This is a genomic window from Streptomyces sp. NPDC006259 (assembly GCF_042870975.1).
Lineage (GTDB): Bacteria > Actinomycetota > Actinomycetes > Streptomycetales > Streptomycetaceae > Streptomyces.
Window position 1 is genome coordinate 112943 of sequence record NZ_JBIAHY010000013.1, and the last position, 15461, is coordinate 128403.

Annotated in this window: 11 protein-coding genes; 4 read left to right on the top strand and 7 right to left on the bottom strand. The window is 71.3% G+C overall.

The window, feature by feature from the left end; all coding sequences use genetic code 11:
* Nucleotides 1-411: 411 nt before the first annotated feature.
* Nucleotides 412-915, bottom strand: coding sequence for a helix-turn-helix domain-containing protein (locus ACFYO5_RS36990; RefSeq protein WP_388717914.1), 504 nt, complete (start codon nucleotides 913-915; stop codon nucleotides 412-414).
* Between the two features lie 130 nt (nucleotides 916-1045).
* Here ACFYO5_RS36990 and ACFYO5_RS36995 point away from each other — a divergent pair, with 130 nt between their 5' ends.
* Nucleotides 1046-1603 carry a phospholipase A2 gene (locus tag ACFYO5_RS36995; protein ID WP_388717917.1) on the top strand — a complete coding sequence of 186 codons (558 nt, stop codon included), beginning with the start codon at nucleotides 1046-1048 and terminating at the stop codon, nucleotides 1601-1603.
* Nucleotides 1604-1831: 228 nt separating this feature from the next.
* On the opposite strand, the gene ACFYO5_RS37000 is transcribed toward ACFYO5_RS36995, so the two are convergent.
* Nucleotides 1832-4414 carry an ABC transporter permease gene (locus ACFYO5_RS37000; protein ID WP_388717920.1) on the bottom strand — a complete coding sequence of 861 codons (2583 nt, stop codon included), beginning with the start codon at nucleotides 4412-4414 and terminating at the stop codon, nucleotides 1832-1834.
* A complete protein-coding gene (locus ACFYO5_RS37005; RefSeq protein WP_356568683.1) occupies nucleotides 4411-5199 on the bottom strand; it encodes an ABC transporter ATP-binding protein in 789 nt (262 codons plus the stop codon). The genes ACFYO5_RS37000 and ACFYO5_RS37005 overlap by 4 nt, the downstream gene beginning before the upstream one ends.
* Before the next feature lie 561 nt (nucleotides 5200-5760).
* On the opposite strand from ACFYO5_RS37005, the gene ACFYO5_RS37010 reads away from it, so the two are divergent.
* Nucleotides 5761-7287, top strand: coding sequence for an MFS transporter (locus ACFYO5_RS37010; protein WP_388717923.1), 1527 nt, complete (start codon nucleotides 5761-5763; stop codon nucleotides 7285-7287).
* Between the two features lie 273 nt (nucleotides 7288-7560).
* On the opposite strand, the gene ACFYO5_RS37015 is transcribed toward ACFYO5_RS37010, so the two are convergent.
* The 3 genes from ACFYO5_RS37015 to ACFYO5_RS37025 all read right to left on the bottom strand — a co-directional run bounded on the left by ACFYO5_RS37015 (nucleotide 7561) and on the right by ACFYO5_RS37025 (nucleotide 12617).
* The gene (locus tag ACFYO5_RS37015; protein ID WP_388717926.1) at nucleotides 7561-8445 is read right to left on the bottom strand and encodes a cellulose-binding protein; all 885 of its coding nucleotides are present in this window, start codon (nucleotides 8443-8445) and stop codon (nucleotides 7561-7563) included.
* Between the two features lie 340 nt (nucleotides 8446-8785).
* Nucleotides 8786-11596 carry an SUKH-4 family immunity protein gene (locus ACFYO5_RS37020; protein ID WP_388718089.1) on the bottom strand — a complete coding sequence of 937 codons (2811 nt, stop codon included), beginning with the start codon at nucleotides 11594-11596 and terminating at the stop codon, nucleotides 8786-8788.
* Nucleotides 11597-11603: 7 nt separating this feature from the next.
* Entirely contained in the window at nucleotides 11604-12617 is a 1014-nt protein-coding gene (locus ACFYO5_RS37025) for an SMI1/KNR4 family protein (RefSeq protein WP_388717929.1), read from the bottom strand.
* A gap of 310 nt (nucleotides 12618-12927) precedes the next feature.
* On the opposite strand from ACFYO5_RS37025, the gene ACFYO5_RS37030 reads away from it, so the two are divergent.
* Both ACFYO5_RS37030 and ACFYO5_RS37035 read left to right on the top strand, forming a co-directional pair.
* Nucleotides 12928-13443: a YwqJ-related putative deaminase gene (locus ACFYO5_RS37030; RefSeq protein WP_388717931.1), complete on the top strand. Its 516-nt coding sequence runs from the start codon at nucleotides 12928-12930 to the stop codon at nucleotides 13441-13443.
* A 115-nt stretch (nucleotides 13444-13558) separates the two neighbouring features.
* Nucleotides 13559-14050 (top strand): SUKH-3 domain-containing protein, encoded by a 492-nt coding sequence (locus ACFYO5_RS37035; RefSeq protein ID WP_388717933.1) that lies wholly within the window; start codon nucleotides 13559-13561, stop codon nucleotides 14048-14050.
* Between the two features lie 23 nt (nucleotides 14051-14073).
* Here ACFYO5_RS37035 and ACFYO5_RS37040 read toward each other — a convergent pair whose 3' ends face one another.
* Entirely contained in the window at nucleotides 14074-15369 is a 1296-nt protein-coding gene (locus ACFYO5_RS37040; protein WP_388717936.1) for a sensor histidine kinase, read from the bottom strand.
* Nucleotides 15370-15461 lie beyond the last annotated feature (92 nt).

Here is a 15461-nt window from a genome sequence, read left to right on the forward strand (position 1 = left end):
AGCGGTGCGCGAGGAAGCGGTGCGCGAGGAAGCGGTGCGCGAGGAAGCGGTGCGCGAGGAAGCGGTGCGCGAGGAAGCGGTGCGCGAGGAAGCGGTAGGACGCGCCACGCAAGGACGTAGGGCGCGAGGACGCGAGGTGGCGGGGCGGCAGGGTCCCGGCTCCTCGACCCCGTCACCCCTTCCCGTGCCGTCCCGGGGACCGCGCCCGGGCCCCTACCGGCCATCGCATCCCGGTCCCTGGCGGCCACCGCATCCCGGCCTCCGCCGGCCACCGCGCCCGGACCCCTTGCCGGCGCACCGCGCCCCGTCCTCGGACTCCCCCGTCCGGGGCGCCCCCTCCCCCGCAGTGGGCGCCCCGGACGGGCTGGGTGATGCCGGGCGGCGTCGGGTGGCAGGCCCCGTCAGGCCCCGTCAGGCCCCGTCACCGCCGCCGGCGAACGTGACGGTCACTCCGCGGCCTGGTTCCATCGACACGAGCAGGGCCGAATCGAAGGCCCGGGCGATCCGTTCCAGCAGGGCGAACGTCGGCATGCATTTTCCGTGTTCCAGCCGGGAAATCGCCGCCTGCGTCAGACCGGAGAGTTCCGCTAGCTGAACCTGCGTCATTCCGGTCCTTCCCCGCCATTCCCGCACAGCTCGACCCAGGGTTTCCTCCAGCCTTTCCTCATGAATTCCCGTGCACTCGACATGCGCCCAGGCCATCCCCCGTTGATGACGCTGCACCTTCACTCCCGGATCGCTCAGTACCGACGAACCTCGGAACGGACATCCCCCGGATGTTAACCCAACCACCCTGCCCCTACTTGCACTTGAGCAACATCTGAGCTTGACCCCACCGACTCCGCCGGGCGCCGCTCCGAGCACCTCCTCCGTGACATATAGCGAGACTGGTATACGCCCCCACACCTCACCCATAAGCCGAGGTCAGAGCGCACGGAACATTCTGTTCCGATTTTCTCCGAGCACCACCCGGCAGGATGTCAATTGATCGCGTTGCGTCGGCATGCCATGGTTGCCGCCAACCAGTGAGGAAAGGAAAACATCCATGAGCAAGTTGCGTACCGCACTGCCCGGAATAGCCATTTCCGGCGTCCTTCTCGCCACCGCGGCCACGCCCGCAATGGCGGATTCCGCGGCCCCCGCCGGGGATTCCTCCCCGTCGGTCGCCGCCGCCGTGACCAAGGCGCAGAAGCTCTCCAAGATGAAGAGCCTCACCGGGGATTCGAACGCCTCGTCGCTGAGGTGGACCGAAGCGCTCGCCCAGCACCGCGGTCACAAGCAGGCGATCGAGAAGTACCGGTTCGACTGGAGCACCAACTACTGCAACTCCTCGCCGGACAGGCTTCCCGGTGGCTACGACTTCAGGTGGGGCTGCTACCGCCACGACTTCGGCTACCGCAACTACAAGGCGCTCGTGGGCAAGCCCGCCTTCAAGCGGGACCACAAGCTGCGCATCGACAAGGCCCTCCTGAGGGACCTGAACACCGCCTGTGGTTACCGCCCCTGGGCCGACCCGTACACGCCCACCCAGCGCAAGAACCTGAAGAAGGCCTGTCTCAAGACCGCCAAGAAGTACTACCAGGCGGTGCGCGCCGCCGGCTGACCGGGGCGGAGCGGGTGCGACGAACGGTCGGCGGGGCACGGAGGTCTTCTCCGTGCCCCGCCGACCGTTCGTTCGCTCCGCAACCACTCGTCCGGATCCTCAGTCCTTCAATCCCTCAGTCCCTCAGTCCCTCAGTCCGGTCGGGTCCGGTCGGCCCGGCCACTCCAGCCGGTCCGGGCCACTCCGGGCCACTCCAGCCGGTGTCCGGGCCACTCCGGGCCAGTCCGGTCACTCCGTCGCGATGGCGTTCAGCACGTTCATCCGCGCCGCCCTGAACGCCGGCACCAGGGCCGCGAACAGACCGACGAAGGCCGAGGCGATGAAGACACCGATGATCGTCGGCCACGGGATGTCGAGGACGTTCAGGCCCTCCAGCGCGAGGAGCCGCTGGGCGGTGGCGCCCCAGCCCATGCCCAGGCCGAGGCCGAGCAGGGCGCCGAAGACCGCGATCACCACGGACTCCAGGCGGATCATGCGGCGCAGCTGGCGGCGGGACAGGCCGATGGCCCGCATGAGGCCGATCTCCCGGGTCCGCTCGACCACCGAGAGGGCGAGCGTGTTGACGACGCCGAGGACCGCCACGATGATCGCCAGGGCGAGCAGGCCGTAGATCATGTTGAGCAGCTGGCCGATCTGGTCCTTCAGCGCCTGCTTGTAGTCGGTCTGGTCGCGCACGGTGTACTCGGGCATGCCGTGCAGGGCCGACTTGAGCGCCTTGTAGGCGGCGTCCTGCTGCCCGTCCTTCGCGGTGGCGAACAGCATCAGGTCGAGCGGCATCCGGTCGGCGGGCACGTACCTGGTCACCGTGGCGATGGAGGCGTACATGGAGCCCTTGTCGATGACGACGTCGTCGCTGGTGATGGCGCGGACCGTCAGCCGGGCCGTCGTACCGTCCTTGAAGTCGACGGCGACCGTGGAGCCGAGCTTGATCCCGTGCCCCTCGGCGAAGTCCTCGTTCACGGACATCGAGTCGGGCCGGTAGGCGTCGGCGAGGTTGCCGGCGACGGTCTCGGTACGCAGGTCCTTGGCGTACGTCGGGTCGGCCGCGTTGATCGTCTCGTCCTTGGAGACCTGACCGTCCGGGGTGGTGAGGGAGGCGTCCAGGATCCGGTACTCGGTGACGCGGGCCAGGCCCGGCGTGTCCTTCACGGCCTTCAGGGCCTGCGGGGTGACGAGCACGCTCTCGTTGTCGCCCTGGATGATGAAGTCCGTACCGACGGTCTTGTCCAGCTGGTCGGTGGCGGACGCCACCATGGAGGAGCCGACGACGGACAGGCAGGCGACCAGGGCCAGCCCGATCATCAGCGCGGCGCCGGTGGCCCCGGTGCGGCGCGGGTTGCGCAGCGCGTTGCGCTCGGCCATCCGGCCGACCGGGCCGAACATCCGCAGCAGGACGGCGCCGAGGACACGGACCAGACCGCCGGCGATCAGCGGGACGACGACCACGAGGCCGATCAGGGTCAGCACCACGCCCAGGCCCAGCCACGCCGAGCCGGCCTTGGCCGTGTCCGAGGTGCCGGCGACGTACAGGCTCCAGCCGCCGGCGACCGTCAGCACCAGGCCGGACACGGCGCGTACGACACCCGCCCTGACGTTGGCCGGGGCGCCCGCCTCGCGCAGCGCGGCCATCGGGGAGATCCGGCCGGCGCGCCGGGCCGGCAGGTAGGCCGCCAGGACGGTGACGACCACGCCCAGGAGCAGGCCGAGTGCCGGAGTCGTCCAGACGACGGTCAGGTCACTGCTGGACAGGTGCATGCCCATGAGGCCCATGAGTTTCATCAGGCCGACGGCCACGCCGATCCCCGCGCCGACGCCGAGGACGGAGCCCACCCCGCCGAGCAGCAGGGCCTCGACGAGCACCGATCGGTTGATCTGCTTGCGCGAGTAGCCGAGGGCGCGCATCAGGCCGATCTCGCGGGTGCGCTGGGCGACCAGCATCGAGAAGGTGTTGACGATCAGGAAGATGCCAACCAGGAAGGCGATCCCGGCGAAGCCGAGCAGCGCGTACTTCATGACGTTCAGGAAGCCGTTGACGTTCTTCTGGTTGGCGGCCGCGACCTCCTTGGACGTCTGGACCTTGAAGGTGCCGCCGAGTCCGGCGGTCACGTTCTTCTTCAGCACGTCGTCGGTGACGCCCTGGGCGGCCATGACGTTGACGTTGGTGTAGACGCCGGTCCGGCCGATCAGGGTCTGCTGGGCGGTTCTGGTGTCCAGGTAGAAGATCGCCGCGCCGGGGTTGGTGACGGTGAAGGCGGCGATGCCGGACACCCGCGCGTGGTGCGTGCCGACGACGGTGATCACACCGATCTCGTCGCCGAGCCGCAGGTGGTGCTTGTCGGCGGTGTCCGCGTCGACCATGACCTGGTCGGGCCCCTTGGGCGCCGCACCGGAGGTGATCTCCATGCTGCGGGCGTCGTTGGTGTTCCAGCTGCCGACGATGGTCGGCGCGCCGCTGGTGGGCGAGAGCTTGTCGAGGTCGTCGTCCACGACGGTCGCCGAGGTCGAGAAGACCGTCCCCTCGGCCTTCAGGACGCCGTCGGCCGCGCGCACCTTGTCGAGCACGGAGGCCGGCATGACCGGCGGCTTGCCGGTGCGGGAGGTGGTCTCCCCGGTGTCGGAGGCGCCCTCGGCGCTGACCGTCACGTCCGCCGACGTGGCCTGGAACAGCTTGTCGAAGGTGGTGGTCATGGTGTCGGTGAACACCAGCGTCCCGCAGACGAAGGCCACCGACAGCAGGACGGCCACGGCCGACAGCGCCATGCGTCCCTTGTGTGCGAAGAAGTTCCGCATCGAGGTCTTCATCACGGTCATGACGTACGCCCCCGCGCGTCGAAGTCCTTCATGCGGTCCAGGACCTGCTCGGCGGTCGGCTGCTGCATCTCGTCGACGATGCGGCCGTCCGCGAGGTACAGGACGCGGTCGGCGTAGGAGGCGGCCACCGGGTCGTGGGTGACCATGACGATGGTCTGCCCGAGTTCGTCCACGGAGCGGCGCAGGAAGCCCAGCACCTCGGCGCCGGCCCGCGAGTCGAGGTTTCCGGTCGGCTCGTCGCCGAAGATGATCTCGGGGCGGGCGGCCAGCGCGCGGGCCACGGCGACGCGCTGCTGCTGGCCGCCGGAGAGCTGGGTGGGCCGGTGCTTGAGCCGGTCGGACAGCCCGACCGTCTCGACGACCTGGTTCAGCCAGGCCTTGTCGGGCTTGCGGCCGGCGATGTCCATGGGCAGCGTGATGTTCTCGATCGCGTTGAGCGTCGGCAGCAGGTTGAAGGCCTGGAAGATGAACCCGATCCGGTCCCGGCGCAGTTGCGTCAGCTTCTTGTCCTTGAGCCCGGTGATCTCGGTCTCGTCCAGATGGATCTGCCCGGACGTCACGGTGTCCAGGCCGGCGAGGCAGTGCATCAGGGTGGATTTGCCGGATCCCGAGGGGCCCATGATCGCGGTGAAGCGGCCACGGGCGATGTCCACGTCGACGTGGTCGAGGGCGACGACGCGGGTCTCCCCGGACCCGTACGCCTTGACGACCTGCCGCGCCCGAGCGGCAACGGCCGTACGCCCTCCAGTGCCCCCGTGCCTGGGAATGGTTACAGCCGAAGTCACGGTAGATCTCCTCAGTCGAAAGCCGGTGGGACGCGCGAGTCGTGCGGCGTCGGTGCTCGGCGCGTCGGTGCGCCGTCGCGTCGGTGCGTCGGTGCGGTGTCAGGTTCTCGGTGGTACGTCTTCGGTGGTACGCCGTCGGTGCTACGCCGTCGGTGTCACGTCTTCGGTGCTGCGCCGTCGGTGCCGAGCCGTCGGTGTCAGGTCTTCGGTGCCACGTCGAAGAGTCTGTCGGCCCGACAGGTGCGGCGCGCTGGTGCTCGGGCCCCTCTTCGAGGGGGGTTAACCCCACCTCCTGCCGGTGGGGTTGCCCGCCTCAGCGACGTAAAGCCAGGTTAAGGAGCCACCCGGGGCCTTCTCGTCCTCCGGCGGTACGAACCCTCCCCGAGCCGTAGTACGGAGATACCCCTAGGGGCTGTCCACCGGGGGGTGGAGTGTCCTCAGGGTCAGGCTCCACCCTCCGGCCCGGTCAGGCTCCACCCTCCCGTCGCGTCAGGGTCAAGTGGGAAGCTGTCCCGCGCGGATAGATGCAAGGGACACGGGACAGCAGGGGAGGGGCATCGGGTGGGCGACACCAGACCCGCGACACGGCCAGCCACGGGACAGGGCACGGACACCGGGAAGCGGGGAGCGGTCGTCGCCGCGCTGATGCTCTCCATGGCACTGGCCGCGCTCGACTCCACCATCGTCTCCACGGCCGTACCGCAGATCGTCGGCGACCTCGGCGGGTTCTCCGTCTTCTCCTGGCTGTTCTCCGGCTATCTCCTCGCCGTCACGGTCACCCTGCCCGTCTACGGCAAGCTCTCCGACACCTTCGGCCGCAAACCCGTGCTGGTGGCCGGAGCCGTCCTCTTCCTGCTCGGCTCGCTGCTGTGCGCGCTCGCCTGGAGCATGGGTGCGCTGATCGCGTTCCGCGTCGTGCAGGGTCTCGGCGGCGGCGCGTTGCAGGGCACGGTGCAGACCCTCGCCGCCGACCTCTACCCGCTGAAGGAACGCCCGAAGATCCAGTCCAAGCTGTCCACGGTGTGGGCGGTGTCCGCGATCGCGGGACCGGCTCTGGGGGGGCTGCTGGCGGCGTACGCCGACTGGCGGTGGATCTTCCTCGTCAACCTGCCCGTCGGGACGGTGGCGCTGTGGCTGATCGTGCGTCATCTGCACGAGCCGCGAAGGGAGTCGGAGGCACGTGCGCGTGTCGACTGGGCGGGCGCGCTGGCGGTGTTCGCGACCGGCGGGGTGCTGCTGACCGCGTTGGTGCAGGGCGGAGTGGCCTGGCCGTGGCTGTCGGCGCCGTCGCTCGCCCTGTTCACCGCGGGCCTCGCCCTGGCCGGCTCGGTCGTGGTCATCGAGCGCCGGGCCGCCGAGCCGATCATCCCCGGCTGGGTGTGGCGCCGCCGTACGATCGCCGCGGTCAACCTCGCGCTGGGCGCGCTGGGCCTGCTGATGGTGGCTCCCACGGTGTTCCTGCCGACGTACGCCCAGGCGGTGCTGGACCTGGACCCGGTGACGGCCGGGTTCGTGCTGTCGGTGTGGACGCTCAGCTGGCCGCTGTCGGCCGCCCTCAGTCAGCACGTGTACCGGCGCATCGGCTTCCGCGACACGGCCCTGCTCGGCATCGGAGCGGCGACGCTGGTCCTGCTCGCCTTCCCGTTCCTGCCGTATCCGGGGGCCGCCTGGCAGCCGACCTCGCTGATGCTGCTGCTCGGCGCGGCCCTCGGCCTGTTCCAGCTGCCGCTGATCGTCGGCGTGCAGTCCACGGTCGGCTGGTCGGAGCGCGGCACCACCACCGCGTCCGTCCTCTTCTGCCGCCAGAGCGGGCAGACGATCGGCGCGGCCGTCTTCGGGGCGGTCGCCAACGCGGTACTGGCCGCCCGGCTGGGCGGCGCCGGCGACCTGGACTCCTTCGCCCGCGACCTGGACGCGGGCGCCGCGGCCGCCGAGGCGACGCGGCACGCGGTCGCGGACGCCGTGCACGCCGTGTACCTGGGCGCGGCCGGCGCCGCCGCACTCGCCTTCCTGGTGCTGCTGTTGGTGGCCCCACGCCGCTTCCCCGTACTCGGCGAACCAGGCGAGCACGGCGAGCGCAGCGACTGATCCCGCCCCGACCCCGGACGCCCACCCCGCACACCGGACGACCGATCCGACGCCCGGCTTCCCGCCGCACGGCACCGGCACCGGCACCGGCACCGAACGGTGACGACGACGGCGACGGCGCGAGGCCGGGGAGGGCCGGATCCTGCGGGCGCGGCGCGCGGTCCGCGAGGGGACCGGGCCGGAGGGGCGCGCCCCTGGGCACCGGAGGACGCGTGGGCCGCGTGGACACCGCGGGACGCAGGGTGCTGAGCGATGCTCAGGGGGCTCAGTGCCCTAATCCACCGGGCGCCCCGTGAGCGTGCTCAGGCTGTCGCGGACGCAGTCGATGTGCGCCTGGACGTCGTCCCACCGCTCGCCGTGCTCACGCAGCACCCCTTCCGTCTCGTGGGCGATGTGCTCCGCACGCGCGCGTGCCTCGGCGAGGATCTCGGCGGCACGCGCGTGTGCCTCCTCCTGGCGTCGGCGGGCGGCTTCCTCGGCGTCGGCGAAGGCCTGCTCGGCCTCGGACAAGGCCGCCTGGGCGCCCGCCACCAGCCGCGCGTGCCGCGCGTCGAGCGCGGCGGCGCGGTCGGCCTCGTCCCGCTCGACGGCGGCCCACCGCTCGGCCAGGTCCTTCTCCCGGTCGGCGAGCAGAGCGGCGGTGCGCCGGCGCATCTCCCGCAGGGCGGCGAGCGCCTCGCCCCGGTTCTCCTTCACCTCCCGCCGGGTGCCGACGCGGATCTCGTCGGCCGCGGCGCGTGCCGCGAGCAGCTTCTGCCGGGCGCGTTCCTCGGCCTCCGCGCGCAGCTCGTCGGCCCGCTCGCGCGCCGCCGCGCGCACCTCCCGGGCGTGCGCCTCGGCCTGCTCGACCTGCTCGCGCGCCGCACGCCGGGCGCGTTCCCGCACGGCTGCCGCCTCCTCCCGCGCGAGCTGGAAGACACGCCGCGCACCCTCCCCGAGAGCTTCGTAGGTCTGGGGCACCAGCCGGCCGACGGCCTCCCGCAGCCGTACGGCCTCGGCCTCCATGTCCTTGGCGAGCACGGTCAGCCGGGCGGCCCGCTCCCAGGCCGCGTCCCGGTCGGCCGAGAGCGCCGCCGTGTACGCGTCGACCTGTTCGGGCCGGTAGGCGCGCCCGCGAACGGTCGTGAACCCGGGTGCTGCCGTCGAAGCGCCGATCACCTGGAACCCCTCTCCACCAGACGGACGCGGAATAGGTGATTTCGCGCATATCCTGATGTATCAGGTGTAAGTAGTCGTAACCCGACACTCCGCGCACAGGTCACGGTCGACCAGACGTGCGAACGGGAAGGCGAGCGGGAAGCGCCGTGCGACCGGGCCGGGCCGTACGAAGGGGCCGGCCCTGCGAGCGGGCCAGACCGTGCGAAAGGGCCGGGCGCGCGAACGGGCCGGGCCATGCGAAAGGGCCGGACCCCGGTCGCACGACCGGGCCCGGCCCTCCCCGCACGCCTCAGCGCAACACACGCCTCAGCGCAACACACGCGTCAGCGCGACGCACGCCTCACAGCAGCCCGTCCCACATCTCCTCCAGCAGCACCGACCACCAGCTCTCCGGCGAACCGAGCGCCGCCGGATCCAGCGCCGCCAACTGCGCCTGGAAGTCCACGGTCCAGCGGCCCGCCTGCTCCTGGTTGAGACCGAACCGCAGCCGCCACATCCGCCCCAGCAGCGCCAGGCAGCGCGCGAACTCCGGCAGCCCGCTGTTCACGAACTGCGGCGGCACGGGCGCCCCGCCCGGCCCCGCCTCCACCGGCACGGCGACGATGTGCGCCGTCCCGTACTGCACACAGATCGCCCTGCCGAAGTCACTGCCCATGACGAGGTACGAGCCCGCGTCCGCCGCCGGCCGCACCCCCCGCTCCGCCGCCAGCTCCGCCAGCGTCGGCACCGGCCGCCCCGGCTGGGCCTGCGCCCAGAAGAACGGACCCAGATCCATCGGCAGACCCGCCACCACCAGCGTGTGCGCCACGACCGGCGGCACACCCTGCCGGCTCACGGCCGCCTGCTCGAACCGGAACACCCCCGGCCCGAACGCCGCGCCCATCTCCTGCGCGATGGCCTCCGGCGGGACCGGCGGCACGGACTGCACCGCCGGCAACGGCGCCCGCACCGGCGCCGGACGCGCGGGACCGTCGGCCACCTGATGCAACTCACCCTGGTGAGCCAGCAGTTGCCGCATCCCCTGCTGCCGGCTCGCGTGGTCCGTGCCGTACGGCGCGATGCTCGTGATCCGCGCCTGCGGCCACTGCTCACGGATCATCCGCGCGCAGTACGCCCCCGGCAGCTCGCACGACTCCAGTTCCGTGTGCAGCTCCAGCACCTGGTCCGGCGGCACGTTCAACGCCCGCAGCTCATGGAAGATCTGCCACTCCGGATGCGGGGTGCCCGGCGCCGAACGCCGGATCAGCTGCTGCTCCGACCCGTCGTGCGCCCGATAGCGCAGCACTGCCTGGTAACCCGGCCCGACGGTCGGCTGCCCCTGCTGGGGGTAGCCGTACGCCGGAGGCTGCCCCGGCACGGGCATCCCCGGCGGCGGCATCGCACCCGGCGGCATCCCACCCGGCATGGGCACGGCGCCCGGAGGCATCGGAGGCCGCGGGGCGCCCGGAGCCGTTCCCGGAGCGCGCTGAGCCGTCCCGGGGGCGCCCGGCACACCGGGGGCGCCGGGCGCGTGCGGCGGCTGAGGCGCGCCGGGACCGCCCGGCCCCGACAGCATCGTGGCGGCCCGGTGCGCGGCACCCTGAGCCCCACCGGCCGACCCGTGCCCCGCCGGCGCAGGAGGCACTCCCGGTACTCCAGGCGAACCCGGAGCACCCGGAGCACCCGGCGGCCGGGGAGCCCCCGGAGGCTGCAGCGCGCCCGGCCCCATCTGGCTCGGGTCGGCGAACATCGTCGCGGCGTGGTGCACCCCACCCGGAGGCGTACCGCCGGGCGAGTTCGGCGGAGCGGGCGGACCCGGCGGGTTCGGACCACCCGGACCACCCGGCGCTCCAGGCGCACCCGGTCCGGCCAGTCCCTCCGGACCCAGGGCCGACACCAACTGCGTAGGCACATATCCACCCGCCGAGGCGCCCGGCGCACCCGGACCCGCCGGCGGCGGAGGCGTCGCGCCCGGCCGCACGCCCGGCGCCCCCGGCGCCCCCGGCGCGCTCGGCGGAGGCGGCGGCGCCCCACCGGCACGACGACGCGGCGGCGGAGCCGCCTTGCTGGTCGCGGCATCGGCGATGTCCCCGGCGTTCGGGGCGAGCGGCCGGGCCGAAGCTCCCGCACCACCCGACGCCTCCGAAGCCTCCGAAGCCTCCGGGGCCTGCGAACCGGCCGGCGGCCACGGAGCACCGGGCGCCTGGGCACCGCCGTAGGACGGCACACCCGGCGGAGGCGTCCCCCGCGGCCCGGCCGGCGGAGGCGGCGTCCCCGGCCCACCCGGAAGCGGCCCACCCGAAACCGGCCCCGCAGCCGGCGCCGGAGCGGACGGTGGCACAGACGCGGACACAGACGGCGCACCACCGCCCGGCACCCCCTGATCGCCCGCGTCCCGCAGCGCCGGCGCGACCGACGTGGGCGGAAGCCCGCTACCGCCCGACATCAACGCCGTCTTGGCGTCCGACACGGACGAGGGCGGCGGCGGCACATCGTCGTCCGCACCGCTCAACGGCGGCGCGAACACCGTCGCCGGCAACGACACCGAACGGTCGTCACCGCCATCACCATTGGTGTCCGTGCCCGTCCAGGGCGTCGCCCCGACAGGCGCGGCGGCCGGCGCTGGCACCCCCGCCTGCGTACGCGGCAGCGACGGATCACCCGACTCCCCCGCCGAACCCACCGAACCCACCGAAGAGGCAGCAACCCCAGAAGACGAAGAAGACGAAGGAGAGGAGAGAGCGGAAGGAGACGAAGAAGACGAAGAAGACGCAGAAGAGGCGGACGACGAACCAGCCCCCTCCCCGACCCCCAACCGATCCGCCGCCTCCTGCAACCACTCCGGCGGCGACAACAGGAACGACGTCTGATTCAGATCCACCCGCGCCGCCGCCGGCACCGGCTCACCCTCCACACGGCCGTACTCCTCCTCGTACCGCCGCACCACCTCACCCACCGGCAACGCCGGCCACAACGTGACCTCACCACTGTCCCGAGCCAGCACCAACCGCTGCCCGCCCCCGTCCGAACGCGGCCCCTCCGCACGATCCTCGGCCCACACCACGAACCCCAGCCCGAACTCCCGCACCCGCACCTCACGATGCTGATACGCCGGAACATCCCCGTTGATCCACTCTTCACCGCGCTCCTGCGCCTGCGCCAACGTCACCATCACCGGATCACTCCCCCACACCCGCGGACGAAACAGAAGAACCGGCGGCAGCGGGAACAACCCGCGCGAAACCACCGTCCACCATCAGATTCGCCACCGTCTCCAACTCCGGAGGCCGCCCCGCCAACCGCGACAGGAACACATCGAAATCCTCACCACACGGCAGCAACAACCGCTCCACCCGCTCCGCCGGCGACCACCCCGGATCCACATCCCGCACATCGTCATACGCGCAGAACCACACCGAACCGACCCGGTCACCCTTCACCTTCACGGCCAGCAGACCCCCCTGCACGAACCCGACCCCCAGATAATCCTTGGTCAGATGATCACGCAGACACTTGTTCACATACACCAGATCATTGACCGCCGCCTCCTCCCGCACCGTGAAGAACGGCTGATCCACCAACAACCCCAATTCCGCGTCCAACGCCGCCCCCACCGGAGCACACCCACCCGCGGCCTTCAAGAACAACCGATACGCACCCGGCAACCGATACCCGAGATCCTCCTCGACCCCCTGCACCTGCTGCTCCGACACCGCCACACCCGACTTCGGCAACCCGAAATGCGCCGGACGCGTCTCCTGCAACGGCCGCGTCCCCCGCTTCCCCTGATCCACCACCGCCGTCGCGATCCCGCCGTGATGCCGCAACAACGCCTTCACCTCGACCGGCACCAACTCCAGCCGCCGCGAACCCACCACGTGATGCCACGTCCACCCATGCGGCGTCGCCACGCTGTCCACCGTGTCCCACAGCTCATGCCCCGACGCCGACAACGCCGCATTCGCCGACACGTAATCCGTCAACCGCAACTCATCGACGCCGAAACCCTCCGGCGGCTCCGCGATCTCCGCAGCCGCCCGCGCATAAGCCGAGAAATCCGGGTAGCCACGCTCATCCACCCGTACCCCCCTCGGGTGACGTGCCGCCCGGACCGGATCCGGAAAATGCACGACCTGCCCGGCATAAGCCGCGTTCGGCGGCACGGCCTGCTGCCCGAGCCGACCTGTCGTCATGGCGGTTGCCCCCTGCGGCACTCTGAACGGACCCCAGCGACCGAATCCGCACCCGGACCCGACCACCACACCCCGTATCCAACTCTCTCCAACGACCCCCCACGCGCGTCAACCACGCGCCAGGCGGTGCCGACACCCTATGCCGTACGACGACACCGGTCACCGGCCCTCCACTTCCGTGACCTGCCGTCACCCCGCCGTGACAGCCAGCCCAAACCCGGGCGTGTCGAACCGCCCCAGCTTTCCCACACGGCACGCCATTTGGCACCCTGAGATCTCCGGGGGGATGCACGGGAGGGGAACAACGATCATGAACGCCACACAAACAGGAGCACACACCCACCGCTCGGGCGACCCCCGCATCGACTGGAGCACCGACGAAACCCCCCACACACCCACCCTCCGCCACCGCCGCGACGGCATCCTCCCCACCATCGCCGCCGCCCTCTCCGTCCGCGGCACCACCCTCACCGGCACCGCCGCCCGCAGCGACCAACCCCCCACCCTCCACCCGCTCGTCCAGGACTTCCTCGACACCCTCCCCAGCGACCGACGCGACCGCTACACCGGCCGCTGCGCCGAAACACTCCTCATCTCCCGCCACATCGCCACCGCCGACGCCACCCGCAGCAAACGCGCCACCCGCAGACCCATGACCAACGGCGAAGCCCGCAAAGCCCTCAAACAGGCCAAACTCACCACCCGCCGCATCCGCGAAGACGGCGACCCCCTCCACGGCAGCTTCGCCACCCCCTGCCGCGCCTGCACCGCCCTCAGCGCCCACTTCGGAGTCCGCATCGTCGACCCCACCACCGACGACAACTGACCCCACACCCCACCGGCACCACCGTTACCCCACGCCGTCGGCACCACCGGCACCACCCACACCACCAAGCCGTGCACCACACCACACCCACCCATGACCCACGAACGAAGGGCAGATGCACCCCGACCGCACCACCACCCGCTTCCCCGTACCCACCGACGCCGCCCTCCGCGCCGCCGGCTGGCAACCCGGACGCTGGGACATCAAACAAGCCGAGATCTGGGCCGACACCCTCCGCGAACACACCTCACCCACCGGCCACCGACACGCCGTATTCCCCGCCGCCGTAGAAGCCTGGGCCGAATTCGGCAACCTCCACATCACCCCCACCGGACCCGGCCGCCAAATCGCCCCCGCCACCCTCCACCTCGACCCCCTCCACGGCCTCCACCACACCCGCACCCTCACCGACCTCAGCCGCGCCCTCGACACCGACGTCAGCCCCCTCGGCACCGAAACCGACAACCACTCCCTCCTCGCCATCGACACCCAAGGCCGCGTCTACGCCCTCGACCACACCGGCGACTGGTACCTCGGCCCCACCATCGACCAAGCCCTCACCGCCCTCATCGCCGGCCACACACCCACCCGACTCACCGCAACCTGACACCCCACACCAACCCCCACCCCCTACACCGCCGGAATCACCGCCGACACCCGAAAACCCCCCGACTCCGTCGGCCCCGACACAAACACCCCACCCAACGCCACCACCCGCTCCCGCATCCCCACCAACCCATTACCCCCCGACGGCAACCGCGCCGACGACGCCGACCCCACCTCCGGCGGCGCCTCGTTCTCCACCTGCATCGCAATCTCCGCCACCCGATGCGCCAACCGCACATACGTCTTCGCACCCGCCGCATGCTTGTGCACGTTCGTCAACGCCTCCTGCACCACCCGATACGCCGTCTGCTCGATCTCCCGCGCATACCCCCGCACCTCCCCCTCCACCGACAGAACCACCACCATCCCCGCAGCCGCCGACTGCCCCACCAACTCCTCCAACTCCTCCAAACACGGCCCCTCCCCCTCCTCCCCCACCCCCGAAACAGCAACCGCCGCCACCCCCACCGCCACCAACGGCACCCCCCGCCCCCCCACACCATCACCACTACGCAACACCCCCAACATCTCCCGCAACTCCGTCAACGCCTGCCGCCCCATATCCCCCACCAAAGCCGCATTACGCACCGCCTTCTCCGGATCCTTGCGCGCCACCGCCTGCAACGCCGCCGCATGCACCACCATCAAACTCACCCGATGCGCCACCACGTCATGCATCTCCCGCGCAATCCGCGTCCGCTCCTCCCCCCGCGCCCACTCCGCCCGCTCCTCAGCCCGCTCCGCCAACAACTGCAACTCCCGCTCAAGACTGTCCGCCCGCTCCCGCAAACTCTCCATCAACCGCCGCCGCGCCCCCACATACAGCCCCAACAACACCGGCGGCGCCGTCAACCCCAACGACGTCGTGATCGCCGCGAACGGAATGAACCAGTCCCCGATCGTCAGACGCCCCTGATCCATCCCCTGCCGCACCCGCACGAACGTCACGATCAACGTCCCCACCAACTGCATTCCCGCCAACGACGCCGTGATCCGCCGCGGCAACTCCGACGCGGCAAGCGTGTACAACCCCACGATCCCCATCAGAAAGCCCATCTGCGCCGGCGTGATGGCGATCGACACCAACACCACCGCGATCGGCCACCGCCGCCGCACCAACAGCACCGAACCCGCGAGCAACCCGAAGACCACCCCCGCCACCGCCGGAATCCCCGCGTCCCGCGCGAAGGGATACCCCTCCCCCGCACACTCCACCGCGGACAGCACCGCAAGACTCCAGTCGAACACCGCACTGCGGCGCCTCACCCACCACCAAGGCCCTCCCCGAGCCAAGGCACGCTCTTCCCCCGTCGTGGTCATACCTCCACCCTACGGGCGCCCGCCCCCCGTTTTCCGGCGAGTTTCACCGACCGCTCCCCACCACACCCCACAACCGAACAACACCGAAACCC